This is a genomic window from Paracoccus sp. 228 (assembly GCF_000967825.1).
Classification (GTDB): Bacteria; Pseudomonadota; Alphaproteobacteria; order Rhodobacterales; family Rhodobacteraceae; genus Paracoccus; species Paracoccus marcusii.
This window is the reverse complement of the sequence record NZ_JYGY01000001.1, coordinates 858,370-877,054: the sequence shown is the minus strand read 5'-3', so window position 1 is coordinate 877,054 and position 18,685 is coordinate 858,370. Positions and strand designations below refer to the sequence as shown.

The 18,685-nt window shown below is 68.8% G+C and carries 18 protein-coding genes; 15 read left to right on the top strand and 3 right to left on the bottom strand.

Annotation, left to right across the window (positions count from 1 at the left end):
• Window positions 1-20 precede the first annotated feature (20 nt).
• Together SY26_RS04275 and SY26_RS04270 are read left to right on the top strand one after the other, a co-directional pair.
• Window positions 21-854 carry an XdhC family protein gene (locus SY26_RS04275; RefSeq protein WP_045999376.1) on the top strand — a complete coding sequence of 278 codons (834 nt, stop codon included), beginning with the start codon at window positions 21-23 and terminating at the stop codon, window positions 852-854.
• Entirely contained in the window at window positions 851-1,438 is a 588-nt protein-coding gene (locus SY26_RS04270; protein WP_052715114.1) for an NTP transferase domain-containing protein, read from the top strand. Before SY26_RS04275 ends, SY26_RS04270 begins: the two co-directional genes overlap by 4 nt.
• A 27-nt stretch (window positions 1,439-1,465) precedes the next feature.
• Here SY26_RS04270 and SY26_RS04265 read toward each other — a convergent pair whose 3' ends face one another.
• Entirely contained in the window at window positions 1,466-2,836 is a 1,371-nt protein-coding gene (locus SY26_RS04265) for an aspartate aminotransferase family protein (RefSeq protein WP_045999669.1), read from the bottom strand.
• A 93-nt stretch (window positions 2,837-2,929) separates the two neighbouring features.
• Entirely contained in the window at window positions 2,930-3,433 is a 504-nt protein-coding gene (locus SY26_RS04260) for an Lrp/AsnC family transcriptional regulator (protein WP_045999375.1), read from the bottom strand.
• On the opposite strand from SY26_RS04260, the gene SY26_RS04255 reads away from it, so the two are divergent.
• The 7 genes from SY26_RS04255 to doeB all read left to right on the top strand — a co-directional run bounded on the left by SY26_RS04255 (window position 3,432) and on the right by doeB (window position 11,007).
• Entirely contained in the window at window positions 3,432-4,859 is a 1,428-nt protein-coding gene (locus SY26_RS04255; RefSeq protein ID WP_176695007.1) for a PLP-dependent aminotransferase family protein, read from the top strand. The two genes, SY26_RS04260 and SY26_RS04255, sit on opposite strands and share 2 nt — an antisense overlap.
• 187 nt (window positions 4,860-5,046) lie before the next feature.
• Window positions 5,047-6,072: a TRAP transporter substrate-binding protein DctP gene (dctP, locus tag SY26_RS04250; protein ID WP_045999374.1), complete on the top strand. Its 1,026-nt coding sequence runs from the start codon at window positions 5,047-5,049 to the stop codon at window positions 6,070-6,072.
• A gap of 64 nt (window positions 6,073-6,136) precedes the next feature.
• Window positions 6,137-6,802, top strand: coding sequence for a TRAP transporter small permease (locus SY26_RS04245; RefSeq protein ID WP_084693704.1), 666 nt, complete (start codon window positions 6,137-6,139; stop codon window positions 6,800-6,802).
• Window positions 6,799-8,085 (top strand): TRAP transporter large permease, encoded by a 1,287-nt coding sequence (locus tag SY26_RS04240; RefSeq protein WP_045999373.1) that lies wholly within the window; start codon window positions 6,799-6,801, stop codon window positions 8,083-8,085. Before SY26_RS04245 ends, SY26_RS04240 begins: the two co-directional genes overlap by 4 nt.
• Window positions 8,086-8,095: 10 nt before the next feature.
• Window positions 8,096-8,797 carry an aspartate/glutamate racemase family protein gene (locus tag SY26_RS04235; RefSeq protein ID WP_045999372.1) on the top strand — a complete coding sequence of 234 codons (702 nt, stop codon included), beginning with the start codon at window positions 8,096-8,098 and terminating at the stop codon, window positions 8,795-8,797.
• Window positions 8,798-8,824: 27 nt separating this feature from the next.
• Window positions 8,825-10,021, top strand: coding sequence for an ectoine hydrolase DoeA (doeA, locus tag SY26_RS04230; RefSeq protein ID WP_045999371.1), 1,197 nt, complete (start codon window positions 8,825-8,827; stop codon window positions 10,019-10,021).
• On the top strand, window positions 10,018-11,007 hold the full coding sequence (gene doeB / locus SY26_RS04225) for a N(2)-acetyl-L-2,4-diaminobutanoate deacetylase DoeB (RefSeq protein WP_045999370.1): 990 nt from the start codon (window positions 10,018-10,020) through the stop codon (window positions 11,005-11,007). The genes doeA and doeB overlap by 4 nt, the downstream gene beginning before the upstream one ends.
• Here the strand turns inward: doeB and SY26_RS04220 are convergent.
• Window positions 11,004-11,630, bottom strand: coding sequence for an alpha/beta hydrolase (locus tag SY26_RS04220; RefSeq protein ID WP_045999369.1), 627 nt, complete (start codon window positions 11,628-11,630; stop codon window positions 11,004-11,006). The two genes, doeB and SY26_RS04220, sit on opposite strands and share 4 nt — an antisense overlap.
• A gap of 90 nt (window positions 11,631-11,720) precedes the next feature.
• Here SY26_RS04220 and SY26_RS04215 point away from each other — a divergent pair, with 90 nt between their 5' ends.
• The 6 genes from SY26_RS04215 to SY26_RS04190 all read left to right on the top strand — a co-directional run bounded on the left by SY26_RS04215 (window position 11,721) and on the right by SY26_RS04190 (window position 18,621).
• A complete protein-coding gene (locus tag SY26_RS04215; RefSeq protein ID WP_045999368.1) occupies window positions 11,721-12,599 on the top strand; it encodes a LysR family transcriptional regulator in 879 nt (292 codons plus the stop codon).
• Between the two features lie 90 nt (window positions 12,600-12,689).
• The gene (locus SY26_RS04210) at window positions 12,690-13,163 is read left to right on the top strand and encodes a formate dehydrogenase subunit gamma (protein ID WP_045999367.1); all 474 of its coding nucleotides are present in this window, start codon (window positions 12,690-12,692) and stop codon (window positions 13,161-13,163) included.
• A complete protein-coding gene (locus tag SY26_RS04205; protein ID WP_045999366.1) occupies window positions 13,160-14,677 on the top strand; it encodes an NADH-quinone oxidoreductase subunit NuoF in 1,518 nt (505 codons plus the stop codon). The genes SY26_RS04210 and SY26_RS04205 overlap by 4 nt, the downstream gene beginning before the upstream one ends.
• Window positions 14,674-17,601, top strand: coding sequence for a formate dehydrogenase subunit alpha (gene fdhF / locus SY26_RS04200; RefSeq protein WP_045999365.1), 2,928 nt, complete (start codon window positions 14,674-14,676; stop codon window positions 17,599-17,601). The genes SY26_RS04205 and fdhF overlap by 4 nt, the downstream gene beginning before the upstream one ends.
• 2 nt (window positions 17,602-17,603) lie before the next feature.
• Complete coding sequence (fdhD, locus tag SY26_RS04195; protein ID WP_084693669.1) at window positions 17,604-18,428, top strand: formate dehydrogenase accessory sulfurtransferase FdhD; 825 nt, start codon at window positions 17,604-17,606, stop codon at window positions 18,426-18,428.
• Complete coding sequence (locus tag SY26_RS04190; protein WP_045999364.1) at window positions 18,418-18,621, top strand: formate dehydrogenase subunit delta; 204 nt, start codon at window positions 18,418-18,420, stop codon at window positions 18,619-18,621. The genes fdhD and SY26_RS04190 overlap by 11 nt, the downstream gene beginning before the upstream one ends.
• The last annotated feature ends 64 nt before the right edge of the window (window positions 18,622-18,685 follow it).

Here is an 18,685-nt window from a genome sequence, read left to right as displayed (position 1 = left end):
GATTGCCGAAAGCCTGCGCCATGTCGATTTCCGCCCCCATCACCGCCACCGCCGACTGTCCCGTCAAGGCGCTGCTGCGCCGTCCCGGCGGGTCGCTGGCCATGCTGACCGATGCCAAGGGTGGCTTTCCCCGCCGCCCCGGCGCGATGATGGCGCTGTGGCCCGATGGCGGTCGCGTGGGCCGTCTTGGCGCGGGGTGCATCGATGCGGACATCGCGGCGCATCTGAACGCGCCCGGCCCGGTGACGCGGCTGACCTATGGCGTGGGTGGCCCTGTCGATCTGCCGCTGCCCTGCGGCGGCACGGTGCAGATCGCGCTGATCCATAAGCCCGACCCCGACTGGCTGGGCGCCATCTGGGACGACCGCATCCGCCGGCGGACCGGCAGATGGTGCCTGAACCTGCGCACCGGTGCGCCCTGCCGCGCGGGCGATCCCGACCCCGACGACTTTTCCCTGGTCCTGCCGCCGCCTCCCGCGTTCCAGATCCACGGAGAGGGGGACGAGGCGCAGGCCCTGACCACCCTCGTCGCGGCGATGGACATGCCCGTGATGGGACAGGACGCGACGCCTGATGCCCATACCGCCGTGGTGACGCTGTTTCACGACCACGACCGTGAACTGCCCGCGCTGGCCCGCGCACTGCGGTCAGAGGCGTTCTACATCGGCGCGCTGGGGTCGCGGCGGGCGCAGGCGGCACGGCTGGCGGCACTGACCGAACAGGGGTTCGACCTGGCGGCGCTGGACCGGATCACCGGCCCCATCGGCGTCGTCAGCCCGGCCCGCGATCCGCGCCTGATCGCGGCCTCGGCCCTGACCCAGATCCTGGCCGCCTACGAGGTGCTGACAGCGTGACCTGCACCGGTCTGCTGCTGGCGGCTGGCGCCTCGCGCCGTTTCGGTCCGTCGGACAAGCTGCTGGCGACGGTTTCGGGGATGCCGCTTGTGGCGCATGCCGCGCAGGCGATGCGGGCCACTCCCTTGGACGACCGCATCGCCGTCATCGCCAATCCCGCACTGGCACCGTTGCTGGATGGCTTCCGCATCGTCCTGATCGCGCAGGGTCAGCAGTCCGACAGCCTGCGCGCGGGCCTGTCCGCTGCCGGCACTCCTGACCGCCTGCTGATCGCGCTGGGCGACATGCCCGATGTCACTGCGGCGCATCTGACGCAGATCGTCAGCCTGGCCGCGGATGGTCTGCCGTCCTGCAGCTATGACGGCATCGCGCCCCTGCCCCCCGCCTGCTTTCCGCGCGACTGGCTGCCCCGGCTGGCGCAGCTCACCGGGGATCAGGGCGCGGGTCGGCTGCTGCGCGATCTGGCGCCGTCCAGACAGGTTCCCGCGCCGGGCCTTTTGCGCGACATCGACCTGCCCGAACAGATCAGCCCTCCGCCACCGACGCGGCCGCACGACGCCACAGGGGGGTGCGGGGGGATGTGAAATCCCCCCGCCGTCGCGGGACGCAATTCAGCCCAACACTTCGCCGACCGCCTCGGTCGTGACGGCGACGATCCGGTCGGCCTCCTCGCGCGTCAGGCACAGGGGCGGGGCAAAGCCCAGGATGTCGCCCTGCGGCATCGCCCGCGCGATTACGCCGCGCTTCAGCATCGCTGCCACGACCTTGGCGCCCTTGCCCTCGGACGCGTCGAAAAAGCGCCGGGCATCGCGGTCCGCGACCAGTTCCACCGCGCACAGCATCCCTTCGCCGCGCACCTCTCCGACATGGGGGTGATCGCCCAGGGCCGCCTGCATCCGGTCGTTCAGATAGGCGCCGACGGTGCCCGCATTCCCGACCAGCCCCAGGCTGTCGATCAGCTTCAGGTTCGCCACCCCGGCCGCCGCGCCGATGGGATGGGCGGAATAGGTCCAGCCATGCCCCATCACGCCGTTCTCGTCCGTGCCGCGCGCCAGCACGTCCCAGACGCGCTGCCCCACGATGCTGGCCGACAGGGGCGCATAGGCGCTGGTCAGGCCCTTGGCGCTGGTGATCAGGTCGGGGCGCATGCCGTAATGGTCCGACCCGAACATCGTTCCCAACCGGCCAAAACCCGTCACCACCTCATCCGCGATCAGCAGGATGTCGTGGCGGTCCAGAACCTCCTGGATGGCGGGCCAGTAACCCGCGGGCGGCGGCACGATGCCCCCCGTGCCCAGCACCGGCTCTCCAATGAAGGCCGCGATGGTGTCGGCGCCGTGTTCCGCGATCAGCGCCTCCAGCTGTGCCACGCAATGGCCGACGAAGTCCGATTCCGACATGGCCGCATCGGGGCGGCGGAAATAGTACGGCGCCTCGGTATGGATCACCTGGTCCAGCGGCAGGTCGAACTTGGCGTGAAACAGCTGCAACCCTGTCAGCGATCCGGTCATCAGGCCCGACCCGTGATAACCCCGCCACCGGCTGATGATCTTCTTTTTCTTCGGACGGCCCAGGATGTTGTTGTAATACCAGACCAGCTTGATGTTCGTCTCGTTCGCATCCGACCCCGACAGGCCGAAATAGACCCGCGCCATGCCCTGTGGCGCGCGGTCCATGACCATCTGCGCTAGCGTGATCGCGGCCTCTGACCCGTGGCCGGCATAGGCGTGGTAATAGGCCAGCTGATGCGCCTGATCGGCGATGGCCTGCGCGATTTCGGGGCGGCCATAGCCCACGTTCACGCAATAGAGGCCCGCGAAGGCGTCCAGCAGGCGGTTGCCGTCGCGGTCGGTGATGTGGCAGCCCTCGCCGCCGGTGACGATGCGCTGCGGCGCCTCGCCCCGCGCGAATTGCCCCAGATGGGTCGATGGGTGGAAAAAGCTCTCGCGGTCCCAACGGGCCAGTTCGTCATTCGTCAGCATCATCGCTCCTGTTCCTGCTGGGGGCAGGATAGGGCGGTGGGGCCCGAAGATTTCTCTGATCCGATGGGTTCTGCCCGAGGAAATCCCTGAACTTCAGCCCTCAAGCCGATGATGTTCCAGCATGGCGCCCAGGGCGGGCTGATCCTTGACCGGCTTGGTCACGATATAGCTGAAATAGCGCCGCACCCCTGCGCCGCTGTCCAGCAGCCCGTCCATGACCCCCTGGAACGCGGCCACGTCGGGGGCGATCACCGACATCAGATAGTCGAACCCCCCGCCGATCGCCCAGCAGCCGGTGACGGCGTCCATGCGCGCGATCACCGCCTCGAACCGCTGAAAGCTTTCGCTGCGGTGCTGGTCCAGCTCGACCGTGACGAAGACCTGCACATGCGGCCCCAGGGCGGCAAGGTCGATCTGGGCGCGGTATCCCCGGATCAGGCCCGCCTGTTCCAGCCGCCGCATCCGGTCCCAGCAGGGGGTGGGCGACAGGTTCACGCGGGCGGCCAGGTCGGTCTTGGTGATGCGCCCCTCGCGCGACAGCACCGCCAGGATGGCGATGTCGCGGTCGTCCAGGCGCAGGCTGCGGGGCGGGATCATGGCGCGCATGTTCCCGCGCGCGGCCCGCTTGTCAATCCGCGCGCGGCGGGCGATCCTGCATCCCATGTCCCACTGGCCCCTGAGACGCACCGACATCACCCGCCCCGCCTATCGCAGCCTGGCCCAGGGTATCGCCGCGGCGATCGACGCGGGCAGCCTGCCGCCCGGCACGCGCCTGCCGCCGCATCGCGACCTGGCCTGGCAGTTGGGCGTCAGCGTCCAGACCGTCAGCCGCGCGTACGAGGAGCTGATCCGCGCCGACCTGATCTCGGGAGAGGTCGGGCGCGGCAGCTTCGTGCGATCCGGCCCGCGCGAGACGATCGAGGTGCCGTGGTTCCGCGCGCCCACCGACCGCCCGCCGATCGACCTGTCGATGATGACCCCCGTAGCGCTGCCCCAGATCCGCACGGCCTGGAGCGAGACGTTGCTGCGCCTGTCGGACCGTCTGCCCGATCCGGCGATGCTGTCCTTTCGCCCGCGCCAGACGATGTCGCTGTATGGCGGCATGGCCGCGGCGTGGCTGGCGCGCTGCGGGATGGTGGTCCCGGCGCAGCGGATCCTGATCACCAACGGGACCACGCCTGCGATGTTCGTGGCGCTGCAATGCGTGGCGTTGCCGGGTGACATCATCGCGACCGAATCCGCCACCTGCCACACGCTGCGGCCCGCGGCCCAGCATCTGCACCTGCGCCTGCAGGGCATCCCCGACGACGAACACGGCATGGACCCCGACGCGCTGATCCGGGCCGCGCGGGCGGCGGGCGGGCGGATGAAGGCGGTGTTCCTGCTGCCCTCGGGCGGGGGGCCGCGGGCGCGGGTGATGGACCGAGACCGGCGCGAGGCCCTGGCCCGCGCCGCGACCCAGGCCGGGCTGATGATCCTGGAAAGCGACCCCACGGGGCCGATGCCGCCGCGCCGCCCGCCCGCCCTGTCGGGATTCGCGCCGGAGCGCAGCTTCTATTTCACGGGCCTGTCGAAATGCCTGTCGCCTGGCCTGCGCCTGGGTTTTCTGGCGATGCCCGAAAAAATGGCAGAGGCCGCGCTGAACCGGCACCTGTCGATGGCCTGGATGGCCACGCCCCTGATGGCCGAGATCGCGCATGACTGGATCACCGGCGGCACGGCCGACGCGCTGCTGGCGGCGCAGCGCAGCGAACTGGCCGCAAGGAACCGGCTGGCGGTGCGCGTCCTGGGCCAGCGTGCGCAGGGGTTCCTGCACGGTTTGCACCGCTGGATGCCGCTGGACCCCGGCACCGACGAAGGCGCGGCCCTGGCCACCGCGCTGTCCCACCAGGTCGCGCTGGCGCCCGGCGCGGGCTTTGCGATCCTGCCCCAGGGGCCGGCGCTGCGCGTGTCGCTGGGCGGGGCCACGACGCGCGATCTTGAACAGGCGCTGCGCATCGTCTCGGCAGTCCTTCCGGGCTGAGGGCAGGACAATCGGGCGACCTGTTTGACTCTCGCGGTCAGAATTGTCATGATTTAATACATCAATTGACTTGGATTCCGCTTGTCCCGAACCATCGGGTCCAATCGGAACGGTCCGAAAGGTCCGAATCCTGCCGCAGAAGGGCCCGTGCGATCCGCGCGCAGGGCCCGCCCCAACAGGAGGTATCATGACCATCACCACCCGCCCCGCATTCCGCCTTGCCACCGCCAGCCTGACCGCCCTGATCCTGGGACCGGGGGCCGCCATGGCCGACACCTGGCGCTATGCCTTCGAGGAGGCGCTGGACGAGGTTCAGGGCGTCTATGCCCAGAAATTCAAGGAGGAGGTCGAGGCCAATTCCGACCACGAGGTCCAGCTGTTCCCCTTCGGCACGCTAGGCGAATCCGACAACATCATGGAACAGACCCAGTCGGGCATCCTGCAGTTCGTGAACCAGTCGCCCGGCTTCACCGGATCGCTGATCCCCGAGGCGCAGGTGTTCTTCGTGCCCTATCTGCTGCCCGAGGATGACGACCAGCTGTTCGCCTTCTTCCGCAATTCCGAGGCGATCAACACGATCTTCCCCGAGCTGTACGCCCAGCAGGGGCTGGAACTGCTGAGCATGTACCCCGAGGGCGAGGTGATGGTCACCTCGAACCGGCCCATCGCGGCGCCGGCCGATTTCGACGAAGTCAAGGTGCGGGTGATGACCAACCCGCTACTGGTCAGCAGCTATCAGGCCTTCGGCGCCACGCCGACGCCGCTGCCTTGGGGCGAGGTTTATGGCGGCCTGCAGACCGGAATCGTCGATGCGCAGGAGAACCCGGCCTTCTTCATCGAATCCACCCGGATGTACGAGGTCCAGGACCACATCACGCGGCTGGGCCACAACAACTTCACCACCGCGCTGATGGCCAACCAGGAGTTCTTCGATGGCCTGTCCCCCGAGGACCAGCAGGTGGTCCGCGACGCGGCCAAGGCGGCGTTCGACCACATCATCGAATATCAGCAGGGCCTGACCGAGGCGTCGCTGGAGAAGATCACCGCCGACCGCCCCGAGGTCACCGTGACCACCCTGACCGAGGAGCAGCGCGCGCCCTTCCGCGACACCGCCGCCCAGGTCGAGGAGACCTTCCTGGAGATCGGCGGTCCCCGCGCACAGGAGGTTCTGGACCAGATGAAGGCGGACCTGTCCGCCGCGGCCCAGGGCTGATCCCGGTGCCCCGTCCCGGCCTGCGGGGCGGGGCGCCTAAGCGAACGATGATGGACAGGTGGCCATGACGCCAGAGACCAAAGGTGACCGGCCCCCAGGCCCGGCGGACGACCCGGACATCCTTGCCGCGGCCGAGGCGACGCAGGCGCAGGACGACATCGACGATGCGCTGTACGAATCCGGTCTGCCCGGCGTCCTGGGCGTGGCCGACCGCGCCATCGCCCGGCTGGAGGCCGTGGCCCTGGCGATCGGCGTGCTGGCGATGGCGTTCAACACCGTCGCCAATGTCGTCGGCCGCTTCGTCTTTGGCCGCTCGCTCTATTTCGCCGAGGAGGTCAACCAGGCCCTGATCGTCATGGTGACCTTCGCAGGCATGTCCTATGCCGCGCGGCACGGGCGCCATATCCGCATGTCGGCCATCACCGACGCGCTGCCGCCCAAGGCGCGCAAGGCGATGCTGGTGGCGATTTCGGCGCTGACGGCGGTGCTGCTGCTGGTGCTGGCGTGGTTCGCGCTGTCCTATGTCATGAGCCAGGCGGGCCGGGGCAGGGTTCTGCCCGCGCTGCGCATCCCGCAATGGTGGATCATCGTCTGGGTTCCCGCCGGCTTCTTCCTGACCGGCCTGCAATACGCGCTGACCGCGCTGAAGAACCTCAGGGACCCCGAGATCTGGCTGTCGACCGCCGTGCGCGACGGGTACGACCTGCCGCAGAAGGACGCCGACGCATGACCACCGCCATCCTGGGCACGATGATCGTGCTGCTGCTGCTGGGCTTTCCGATGATGGTTCCGCTGATCGTCGCGTCGGTCGTGGGCTTCGTCGCGATCTTCGGCGGCATCGGCCACCTTGAGACGCTGGTCCAGCAGGTCATCGCGGGCATCCAGCCCGCCAGCCTGATCGCGGTGCCGATGTTCATCTTCGCGGCCGAGATCATGACCCGCGGCCAGTCCGCGGGCCGCCTGATCGACGTGGTCATGGCCTTTCTGGGCCACGTCAAGGGCGGGCTGGCCATCTCGACCGCGGGGGCCTGCACCATGTTCGGCGCGGTGTCGGGGTCGACGCAGGCTACGGTCGTTGCGGTGGGCGGCCCGATGCGGCCGCGCCTGCTGAAGGCGGGCTACAGCGATTCCTTTACGCTTGCGCTGATCGTGAACGCATCCGACATCGCCTTCCTGATCCCTCCGTCGATCGGCATGATCATCTATGGCGTCGTGTCGGGCACGTCGATTGCGGAACTGTTCCTGGCGGGGATCGGGCCGGGGTTGCTGATCCTGGTGATGTTCTCGATCTACTCCTATGTCTATGCGGTGCGCCACGACGTGCCGACGGAACCGCGCATGCCCTGGCCCGACCGGCTGCGCGCCGTGCGCCGGGCCATCTGGCCGATGGGCTTTCCGGTGCTGATCATCGGCGGCATCTATGGCGGGGTCTTCTCTCCGACCGAGGCGGCGGCCGCCTGCGTCCTCTATGCCCTGGTGCTGGAGATGCTGGTCTTTCGAGAGGTGTCGCCCCGCCAGCTGTTCGCGACCGCCAAATCGACCGGGCTGATCACCGCGGTGGTGTTTATCCTGGTCGGCGCCGGCGCGGCCTTCAGCTATGTCATCAGCTTCGCCCAGATCCCGCAGGAGATCCTGGCCGGCATCGGCATCGACGGCATGGGCCCTTATGGCGTGCTGTTCACCATCTCCATCGCGTTCTTCATCGGCTGCATGTTCGTGGACCCGATCGTGGTGATCCTGGTGCTGGTGCCGATCTTTGCGCCGGTGGTGCAGGCGACGGGGCTGGACCCGGTGCTGGTCGGCACGATCATCACCCTGCAGGTCGCCATCGGCAGCGCCACGCCGCCCTTCGGCTGCGATATCTTCACGGCCATCGCGGTGTTCCGCCGGCCCTACTGGGAGGTCATCCGCGGCACGCCGCCCTTCGTGATCATGCTGCTGACGGTATCGGTCCTGCTGATCTTTTTCCCGCAGATCGCGTTGTTCCTGCGCGACCTGTCTATCGACGGGTAAGGGGAGCCGCATGCAGGACAATCTGAACCGGTTCGGGCTGGTGGCCCTGGCCACCGACCTTACGATCGAGGGTGACGCGGCCAGCCTGATGCCGCCCGGAACCCGGCTGCACGTCACGCGCATCGCCTTCGACAACCCCACGACCGAGGACAACCTGCGCGCCACCGGCCCGCGCCTGCGCGCCGCGGTGGATCTGCTGGTGCCGGGCGTGGCGCTGTCGGGCATCGGCTTCGGCTGCACCTCCGCCGCGGCGGTGCTGGGCGACACGATGGATGCGCTGGCCGGGGGGCGCGCGCCGGTGACCACGCCTGCGGGCGCGGCGCTGCGGGCGTTCGCGGCGCTGGGGGTGGCGCGGGTCGCGCTGATGACGCCCTATCTGGCGGCGACGACCGACCTGGTCGGCAATCATTTCGCGTCGCATGGCATCGACGTCGTCCGCCGGTCGTCGATGGGTCATGCCGACGACCGCGACATGGCCATGCTGAACCCGACCGAGATCACCGAGATGGCGCTGGCCAGCGACCACCCCGATGCGCAGGCGCTGTTCATGTCCTGCACCGCGCTGCCCGCGCTGGACCTGATCGACACGCTGGAGGGGCTGCTGGGCAAACCGGTCGTCACCTCGAACCAGGCGCTGTTCTGGGCGATGCTGGACCGCGCGCGCATCCCGGGTCGCGGGCCGGGCGCGCTGTTTCGCACCCGCAGCTGGTAATTCACCCCCCGACGCAAGGTCCGTCCCATGCCCGAACTGCAACGCACGCCCGAACGTTTCGCGACCGAGGAATACGAGGCCCGGCTGGCCGGTACCCGCGCCCGCATGGCGCGCCAGGGCCTGGACGCGCTGATCGTCAGCGACCCGTCCAACATGGCCTGGCTGACCGGCTATGACGGCTGGTCGTTCTATGTCCATCAATGCGTGATCGTCGGGCCGTCGGGCCCGCCCGTCTGGTTCGGGCGCGGGCAGGACGCGCAGGGCGCGCTGCGCACCGTCTGGATGCCCGAGGACGCGATCATCGGCTATCCCGATCATTACGTCCAATCGACCGAGCGTCACCCGATGGAATACCTGGCCGCGCGGTTGACCGATCTGGGCTGGAACCGCGGCACCATCGGGGTCGAGATGGACAACTACTGGTATTCGGCCAAGGCCCATGCCTGCCTGGCGGCGGGCCTGCCAGATGCGCGGCTGACGGATGCCGCGTCGCTGGTCAACTGGCAGCGCGCCGTCAAGACCGAGAAGGAGCTGGAATACATGCGCAAGGCCGCGCGCATCGTCGAACGCATGCACCGCCGCATCGCCGACAAGGTCGAGGTCGGCATGCGCAAATGCGACCTGGTGGCCGAGATCTATGATGCGGGCCTGCGCTATGACGAATGGTCGGGGCATGGCGGCGATTATCCGGCCATCGTGCCGCTGCTGCCGTCGGGGCCGGATGCGGGCGCGCCGCACCTGACCTGGGACGACCAGCCGATGAAGCCCGAGGAGGGCACGTTCTTCGAGATTGCCGGCTGTTATCAGCGCTATCACGTGCCGCTGTCGCGCACGATCTTTCTGGGCACGCCCCCCGACGCCATGCTGGAGGCCGAGAAGGCCGTCCTGGAGGGCATGGACGAAGGGCTGGAGGCCGCCCGCGCCGGCAACACCTGCGAGGATGTCGCCAACGCCTTCTTCCGGGTGCTGGACCGCCACGGCATCGTCAAGGACAACCGCACCGGATATCCGATCGGCCTGTCCTATCCGCCCGACTGGGGCGAACGCACCATGTCGCTGCGCCGGGGCGACAAGACCGTGCTGAAGCCGGGCATGACGTTTCATTTCATGACAGGGCTGTGGATGGACGACTGGGGGTACGAGACGACGGAATCGATCATCATCACCGATGGCGCGCCCGACCTGTTCTGCACCCTGCCGCGCCGGATGCTGGTGAAGGGATGACCGCGATCACGCCCACCATCCCGCTGGACGCGCCGGGCAAGCATCACGGCTTTCTGCGCCTGCCCTACAGCCGCAACGACAGCGCCTGGGGCAGCGTGATGATCCCGCTGACGGTGATCCGCGGCGGCGACGGGCCGACCGCGCTGCTGACCGGGGGCAATCACGGCGACGAATACGAAGGCCCCCTGGCGCTGCAGCAGCTGGCATGGGAACTGGAGCCCGCGCAGGTGATGGGCCGCGTGATCATCCTGCCCGCGATGAACGCGCCCGCGGTCGCGGCGGGCACGCGGGTCAGCCCCATCGACGGGGTGAACATGAACCGCGCCTTTCCGGGGCGCCCCGACGGTTCGGTCACACAGAAGATCGCGGATTACCTTGCGACGGTCCTGGTGCCCGCCGCCGACCTGGTGCTGGATTACCATTCGGGGGGCAAGACGCTGGACTTCCTTCCCTATGCCGCGGCGCATTACCTGGACGACGCGGATCAGCAGGCGGCCTGCGTGGCCGCGATGCGGGCCTTCGGTACGCCTTGGTCGATGATGATGCGGGAAATCGACGCGGTTGGCATGTTCGACACGACCGTGGAACAGCAGGGCAAGGTCTTCGTCACCACGGAACTGGGCGGCGGTGGCACGGCCACTGCGGCGACCGTGTCCATCGCGCTGCGCGGGGCGCGCAACGTACTGCGCCACGCGGGCATCCTGTCCGGCCCGGTCGAGGGGGTGGACGACAGCCGCATGCTGGACATGCCCGACGATGCCTGCTTCCACTTCGCGCCCCAGGGCGGGCTGCTGCATCCCCTGGTCGATCTGGGTCAGGACGTGGCCGAGGGGCAGCCGCTGGCCTGCATCTGGCCCGTGGACCGCACCGGCGTCGCGCCCGTGACGGTCTGCGCGAACCGCCCCGGCCTGCTGGCTGCGCGGCACTTTCCGGGGCTGGTGCAGACCGGCGACTGCCTGGCGGTGGTGGCCGTTCCCGCACCCTAGCGCGCGATCGTATCGATCAGGTCGGCCAGAGCCTGCGGGTCGGACTGGAAGGGCGAATGCCCCCAGGGCCGGTGGTGCAGGTGATCGACCGGCGCGCGGTCCAGCATCGCGCGCTGCGCGGCAGGCAGGATGGCGCGGTCCCGGTCGCACAGGACATAGTGGCGGGTGGTCTGCTTGCGCGGTCCGGGCAGCCGGTCGCGCAGCGGGCCGACCGGCTGGGCCCGCAGGCGGGACAGATCGGCGTCGCGGCAATCGTCATACAGCATCGCCCGCGCGGCGTCCGGCGGCAGAACCAGCCGCCCCAGGTCGTCGCGCGGCCAGTTCCGGGGCGGCGCGGGGATCAGCCGGTCCAGCGACGCCACGCTGTCGCCCGGCAGCGGTAGATAGGAACACAGGTGGATCAGCACCCGCGGTGCCGGGTCCATCGCCTCGGCCAGCATGCCGCCCAGGGAATGACCCACGACCACGGGCGCCCAGGGCAGGGCCGCGGCGCAGGCGGCCAGGGTGTCGCCCGCCACATCGGGACAGGCCACGCGCCAGCCTTGCGCCCGCAGCAGGGCCGCGGTCCGGTCCCAGCACCAGCCGCCGTGCCATGCCCCGTGGATCAGTAAGATATCTGTCATGCCCCGACCCTGACCCGCGACGGCCCGCGCGGCAAGTCCTTGACCGCGCCCACACGGAGGCGCCTGATGGCAGCCAAAGGGGGACCGCGCATGATCGACAAGCTGGAGATGTTCCTGGCCGTGGCCAAGGAGGGCCATTTTGGCCGCGCCGCCGCGACCATCGGCGTGACCCAGCCCACGCTGTCCGCCGGGATCAAGCAGCTGGAGGAGAGCCTGGGCGTCCTGCTGATCTTTCGCGGATCGCGCTATGGCGGGCTGACGCCCGAGGGGCAGCAGGCCCTGGTCTGGGCGCGGCGCATCGTGGGCGACACCCGCCAGCTGCGCGACGAGATGCGGGCCGTCCGCCACGGCCTGTCGGGCCGGCTGCGCATCGCGGTCATCCCCACCGCGCTGACCTGGGCCGCGCGGATCAGCGCCCGGTTCGGGGCGGCGCATCCGAACGTGGGCTTCACCATCCTGTCGCGCACCTCGGCCGAAATCCTGCAGATGATCGACGACCTGGAGGTGGATGCCGGCATCTCGTATCTGGACAACGAACCGCTGGGCCGGGTCAGCAGTGTACCGCTGTACGACGAACGCTATCTGCTGGTCGCACATCAGGATCATCCGCTGGCGGCGCAGGCGCAGGTCGCGTGGTCTGATCTGGACGGTCAGCGGCTGTGCCTTCTGTCCCAGGACATGCAGAACCGCCGCATCATCAACCGCACCTTGACTGCCGCAGGCGTGGTGCCGCAGGCCACGGTGGAATCGAATTCGACCGTGGTGCTGGTGTCGCATGTGATGGCGGGTGGCTGGCTGACCATCCTGCCCGAGGATATCGCCGGTTTCCTGACGCAGGGCAAACCCTTGCGCCTGATTGCGCTGGAGGGATCGGCACCGGGCCACGCCGTGGGCCTGATCGCCCCTTGGAGAGAGCCGCACACGCCGGTTCTGGAGGCGCTGCTGAGCGAGGCGCGGCGCATGGTTTGATAGAAACTCTCTATCGTTCAACGGAACTGCGATATTGATTTCAGATGATCCCCGCTGTCTTCTGGGGAACGGATATCTGAAAGGCCAGCCATGCTGAACGACGCGCCAGCCCCGACCGCGGACGAGATCCGCGATGTCGTCACCCCCCTGACTGCGCTGGAGGGGCCGCTGCTGCCGATGCTGCATGCGATCCAGGCGGAATGGGGGCATGTGCCGCAGGCCGCCGTGCCGGTGCTGGCCGACGTGCTGAACCTGGGCCGGGCCGAGGTGCATGGCGTCATCAGCTTCTATCACGATTTCCGCGACCATCCCGCCGGGCGTCACATCCTGAAGATCTGCCGCGCCGAGGCCTGCCAGTCGATGGGCGGCGCCGCGATGGCCGCGGGCGTTCTGGACCGGCTGGGCGTGGACTGGCACGGGACCACCGCCGATGGGGCCGTGACGGTCGAGCCGGTCTATTGCCTGGGCCTGTGCGCCTGCGGTCCGGCCGCGATGCTGGACGGGCAGCTGATGGGGCGGGTCGACGGCGACCGGCTGGTCACCGCGCTGGAGGCCGCACGATGAGGATCTTTGTTCCCCTGGACAGTGCCGCCAAGGCGCTGGGTGCCGATGCCGTCGCCGACGCCCTGTCGCAGCAGATCGCCGCGCGGGGTCTGGATGCCCAGGTCGTGCGCAACGGGTCGCGCGGCATGGTCTGGCTGGAGCCCCTGGTCGAGATCGAGGCCGACGGCCGGCGTCTGGCCTATGGCCCGGTGACGCCCGCCGATGTGGGCGCGCTGCTGGATGGCACGTTGCCCTGCCTTGGCCGGGTCGAGGACATTCCCTTCTTCGCGCGCCAGACGCGGCTGACATTCGCGCGCTGCGGGCTGATCGACCCGCTGGACCTGGACGACTACGAACGCCATGGCGGTCTGGCGGGGCTGCGCCGCGCGATCGGCATGGAGGGCGCGGCCATCGTGGCCGAGGTCACGGCCAGCGGGCTGCGCGGGCGCGGCGGCGCGGGCTTTCCGACCGGTATCAAGTGGAAGACCGTGGCCGATGCGGTCGCCGATCAGAAATATATCGTCTGCAATGCCGACGAGGGCGACAGCGGCACCTTCGCCGACCGGATGATCATGGAGGGTGATCCCTTCACCCTGATCGAGGGGATGGCGATCGCCGCCCTGGGGGTCGGGGCGACGCGCGGCTATGTCTACATGCGGTCGGAATACCCCGTGGCGATTGACGTGCTGGAACGCGCGGTCGTCATCGCCCGCCAGCGCGGCATGCTGGGTGCGGATGTGCTGGGCTCGGGGCGGGCCTTCGACATGCAGGTGCGGGTCGGCGCCGGCGCCTATGTCTGCGGAGAGGAGACCAGCCTGCTGAACAGCCTGGAGGGCAAGCGCGGCACGGTGCGCGCCAAGCCCCCGCTGCCCGCGCTGGAAGGGTTCCTGGGCAAGCCCACGGTCGTCAACAACGTCATCAGCCTGGCCACCGTCCCGGTGATCTTCGAACGGGGCGCGCAGGCCTATGCCGATTTCGGGCTGGGGCGGTCGCGGGGCACCGTGACCCTGCAGATCGCCGGCAACGTCGCGCGCGGCGGCCTGTTCGAGACCGCCTTCGGGATGTCGCTGGGCGAGGTCGTCAACGACATCGGCGGCGGCACCGCGACCGGGCGTCCGGTCAAGGCCGTGCAGGTCGGCGGGCCGCTGGGCGCCTATATGCCCGTCAGCAAGTTCGACACGCCGATGGGATACGAGGATTTCGATGCCGCGGGCGGGCTGATCGGCCATGCCGGTCTGGTCGTGTTCGACGACAGCGCCGACATGCTGCAGATGGCGCGTTTCGCGATGGAGTTCTGCGCCGTCGAATCCTGCGGCAAGTGCACGCCCTGCCGGATCGGCGCCGTGCGCGGGGTCGAGACGATCGACCGCATCGCCGCGGGCGATCCGGGTGCTGCCGCCCTGCTGACCGATCTGTGCGAGACGATGAAGGACGGGTCGCTGTGCGCCCTGGGCGGCTTCACGCCCTATCCGGTCATGTCCGCGCTGACGCAATTTCCCGACGATTTCGCCACCCATAAGGAGGCCGCGGAATGAAAGACTTCATCATCCCGGAATTCGCGCCCGGCGACGACCGCGACATGGGCACGCCTGCGCGCAGCGGCGCCCCGGTCGCCCTGACCATCGACGGCATCGCGGTGATCGTGCCCGAGGGAACGTCGGTGATGCGCGCTGCCATGATGGCCGACGTGCAGATCCCCAAGCTGTGCGCCAGCGACAACATGGAGGCCTTCGGGTCGTGCCGCCTGTGCGTGGTCGAGATCGAGGGGCGGCGCGGCACGCCCGCATCCTGCACGACCCCCGTGGCGGAGGGGATGGTGGTTCACACGCAGTCGGCCAAGATCCGCAAGCTGCGCAAGGGCGTGATGGAGCTGTATATCAGCGACCACCCACTGGATTGCCTGACCTGTTCGGCCAATGGCGCTTGCGAGTTGCAGGACACGGCCGGGCAGGTGGGCCTGCGCGACGTCCGCTATGCGCCGGGCGACAACCATTTCGATCCGTCGGGAACGGGCGCGCGGTCGCAGGCCGAGGCCCGGCTGCGCGGGGGGCATGACAACCCGCAGTTCATTCCCAAGGACAACTCCAACCCCTATTTCACCTATGATCCCAGCAAGTGCATCGTCTGTTCGCGCTGCGTGCGGGCCTGCGACGAGGTGCAGGGGACGTTCGCCCTGACCATCGAGGGCCGGGGCTTTGACAGCCGCGTCAGCGCCGGGACCAGCGCCGACGATTTCTTCTCCAGCGATTGCGTCAGCTGCGGTGCCTGCGTGCAGGCCTGCCCGACCGCGACCCTGCAGGAGAAGTCGGTGGCCGAACTGGGCACGCCCACGCGGTCGGTCATCACCACCTGCGCCTATTGCGGCGTCGGCTGCAGCTTCAAGGCCGAGATGAACGGCGACCAGCTGGTGCGCATGGTGCCCTACAAGCACGGCAAGGCGAACCGCGGGCACAGCTGCGTCAAGGGGCGGTTCGCCTATGGCTATGCCGCCCACCAGGACCGCATCCTTAAACCGATGATCCGCGAGCGGATCGAGGACCCGTGGCGCGAGGTCGCCTGGGACGAGGCGCTGGCCTTTGCCGCCGACCGGATGCGCGGGATCCAAGAACGGCATGGGCGGCGGTCGGTGGGGGTCATCACCTCCAGCCGCTGCACCAACGAGGAGACCTATCTGGTCCAGAAGCTGACCCGTGCTGTGTTCCTGAACAACAACACCGACACCTGCGCGCGGGTGTGCCATTCGCCCACGGGGTATGGGCTAGGCAAGACCTTCGGCACCTCGGCCGGGACACAGGATTTCGATTCTGTGGAACAGACCGACGTGGTGCTGATCATCGGGGCCAACCCGACGGACGGCCATCCGGTCTTTGCCAGCCGCCTGAAGAAGCGCCTGCGCCAGGGGGCCAAGCTGATCGTCGTCGATCCGCGCCGCACCGACATCGTGCGGTCCGCGCATGTCGAGGCATTCCATCACCTGCCGCTGCGCCCCGGAACCAACGTCGCCGTCATCAGCGCCATGGCACATGTGATCGTGACCGAGGGGCTGATGGACGAGGCCTATATCCGCGACCGCTGTGATTGGGACGAGTTCCAGCATTACGCCGAGTTCATCACCGATCCCCGCCACGCCCCCGAGGCGACCGAAACGCTGACCGGCGTGCCCGCCGCAGAGCTGCGCGCCGCCGCGCGGCTGTTCGCGACGGGTGGCAATGGCGCGATCTATTACGGGCTGGGCGTAACCGAGCACAGCCAGGGGTCGACGACCGTGATGGCGATCGCGAACCTTGCGATGCTGACCGGCAATATCGGGCGGCCCGGCGTGGGCGTGAACCCGCTGCGCGGTCAGAACAACGTGCAGGGCGCCTGCGACATGGGGTCGTTCCCGCACGAGCTGCCGGGATACCGCCACGTCAAGATGCCCGACGTGCGCGCGATCTTCGAGAACGCCTGGGGGGTCCAGATCGACCCCGAGCCGGGCCTGCGCATTCCCAACATGCTGGATGCCGCGGTCGAGGGGACCTTCAAGGGTCTCTACTGCCAGGGGGAGGACATCCTGCAATCCGATCCCGACACGCATCACGTGGCGGCGGGCCTTGCCGCGATGGAATGCGTGATCGTCCACGACCTGTTCCTGAACGAGACGGCGAACTATGCCCATGTCTTTCTGCCCGGGTCGTCCTTCCTGGAGAAGGACGGGACCTTCACCAATGCCGAACGCCGCATCAACCGCGTGCGCAAGGTCATGGCGCCCCGCAACGGCTATGAGGACTGGGAGATTACCCAGATGCTGGCCAACGCGATGGGGGCGGGCTGGCATTACACCCACCCGTCCCAGATCATGGACGAGATCGCCGCGACCACGCCCAGCTTTGCGGGCGTCAGCTATGAGCGGCTGGAGGAGCTGGGCTCGGTGCAGTGGCCCTGTAACGAGGCCGCGCCCACGGGCACGCCGCTGATGCATGTCGACGGGTTCCAGTCGGGGCGCGGGCATTTCGTGATCACCGAATACATCCCGACCGACGAACGCACCGGACCGCGGTTCCCGCTGTTGCTGACCACCGGTCGCATCCTGTCGCAGTACAATGTGGGCGCGCAGACCCGGCGGACCGAGAACACCGCCTGGCACGGCCAGGACGTGCTGGAGATCCATCCGCATGACGCCGAAACCCGCGGCATCCGCGACGGCGACTGGGTCCGGCTGGCCAGCCGGGCGGGGGAAACCACGCTGATGGTGACGCTGACCGAACGGGTGTCGCCGGGGGTGGTCTATACGACCTTCCACCATCCGGCGACGCAGGCTAACGTGGTGACGACCGATTTTTCGGACTGGGCGACGAATTGCCCGGAATACAAGGTCACCGCGGTGCAGGTCAGCCCCTCGAACGGTCCGTCGGACTGGCAGGAGCGCTATACTGCACAGGCCGAAAGGTCGCGGCGGATCCTGTCAGCCGCGGAGTGACGATGAACCTGCCCGACCCCACGACCCAAGCCCCCGCCACCCATGTCCGCGCGGCCAGCCGCGCGGATGTCACCCGGACCCTGCCGGAGGAGACGGCCGTGGCGATGGTCTATGGCGGATCGACCCAGGCCGTCATGATGGCGACGCCCGCGGATCTGGAGGATTTCGCGGTGGGCTTTTCCCTGACCGAGGGGATCGTGACCGACCCGGCCCAGATCGAGCGGCTGGAGGTTCTGGCCCATCCCCGCGGCGTCGAGGCGCAGATGTGGATCGCGGATGACCGCACCGACGCGCTGGCGGCGCGGCGCCGCTTCATGGCGGGGCCGGTGGGCTGCGGGCTGTGCGGGATCGACAGCCTTGAGGAGGCGGTGCGCGCGCTGCCCGACCTGTCGGGCGCTGGGCCGGTGCTGGATGCGAGCCAGATTGCGCGGGCGACTGACGATCTGCGCGGCTGGCAGCCATTGCATGACCGGACCCGTGCGGTCCATGCGGCGGGCTTCATGATCCCCGGACGGGGGATCGTGCTGGCGCGCGAGGATGTGGGCCGCCACAACGCCTTGGACAAGCTGATCGGCGCGATGGCGCGGCAGGGCATGGATGCGGGGCAGGGCGCCTTTGTGCTGACCAGCCGCGTGTCCGTCGAGATGGTGCAGAAATGCGCCTTGGCCGGGGGCGCGGTGCTGATCGCCGTGTCCGCCCCTACCGCCCATGCGCTGCGGCTGGCGCAGGGCGCGGGCATCACCCTGGCGGCCTTTGCCCGCGGCGAGGGCTTTGATCTGTTTTCCCACCCCGAACGGCTGCGCGCCGAGGTGTCCGATGTCGCCTGACAAGATGGTCCTGATGGTCAACCAAATCGCCGGTTTCTTTGACACCCAGCCCGGCGGCGCAGCACCCGAAAAGATCGCCGCCCATCTGCGCGATTTCTGGGAGCCGCGGATGCGCGAACAGCTGATCGCCTTTGTCGGCGGCGGCGGGCAGGGGCTGAAACCGTCGGCCGAGGCGGCGGCCCGGCTGCTGTAGATGCAACCCTGCGGCGGGGTCGCGTGTTCGGTGCCCAGCAGATGACAATCACGGCCGGGGACAG

Coding starts and splice junctions, on each gene's coding strand:
- SY26_RS04275 (WP_045999376.1), top strand. CDS start 21: ATGTCGATTTCCGCCCCCATCACCGCCACCGCCGACTGTCCCGTCAAG.
- SY26_RS04265 (WP_045999669.1), bottom strand. CDS start 2,836: ATGCTGACGAATGACGAACTGGCCCGTTGGGACCGCGAGAGCTTTTTC.
- SY26_RS04255 (WP_176695007.1), top strand. CDS start 3,432: ATGGCGCGCATGTTCCCGCGCGCGGCCCGCTTGTCAATCCGCGCGCGG.
- SY26_RS04260 (WP_045999375.1), bottom strand. CDS start 3,433: ATGATCCCGCCCCGCAGCCTGCGCCTGGACGACCGCGACATCGCCATC.
- dctP (WP_045999374.1), top strand. CDS start 5,047: ATGACCATCACCACCCGCCCCGCATTCCGCCTTGCCACCGCCAGCCTG.
- SY26_RS04245 (WP_084693704.1), top strand. CDS start 6,137: ATGACGCCAGAGACCAAAGGTGACCGGCCCCCAGGCCCGGCGGACGAC.
- SY26_RS04240 (WP_045999373.1), top strand. CDS start 6,799: ATGACCACCGCCATCCTGGGCACGATGATCGTGCTGCTGCTGCTGGGC.
- SY26_RS04235 (WP_045999372.1), top strand. CDS start 8,096: ATGCAGGACAATCTGAACCGGTTCGGGCTGGTGGCCCTGGCCACCGAC.
- doeA (WP_045999371.1), top strand. CDS start 8,825: ATGCCCGAACTGCAACGCACGCCCGAACGTTTCGCGACCGAGGAATAC.
- doeB (WP_045999370.1), top strand. CDS start 10,018: ATGACCGCGATCACGCCCACCATCCCGCTGGACGCGCCGGGCAAGCAT.
- SY26_RS04220 (WP_045999369.1), bottom strand. CDS start 11,630: ATGACAGATATCTTACTGATCCACGGGGCATGGCACGGCGGCTGGTGC.
- SY26_RS04215 (WP_045999368.1), top strand. CDS start 11,721: ATGATCGACAAGCTGGAGATGTTCCTGGCCGTGGCCAAGGAGGGCCAT.
- SY26_RS04210 (WP_045999367.1), top strand. CDS start 12,690: ATGCTGAACGACGCGCCAGCCCCGACCGCGGACGAGATCCGCGATGTC.
- SY26_RS04205 (WP_045999366.1), top strand. CDS start 13,160: ATGAGGATCTTTGTTCCCCTGGACAGTGCCGCCAAGGCGCTGGGTGCC.
- fdhF (WP_045999365.1), top strand. CDS start 14,674: ATGAAAGACTTCATCATCCCGGAATTCGCGCCCGGCGACGACCGCGAC.
- fdhD (WP_084693669.1), top strand. CDS start 17,604: ATGAACCTGCCCGACCCCACGACCCAAGCCCCCGCCACCCATGTCCGC.
- SY26_RS04190 (WP_045999364.1), top strand. CDS start 18,418: ATGTCGCCTGACAAGATGGTCCTGATGGTCAACCAAATCGCCGGTTTC.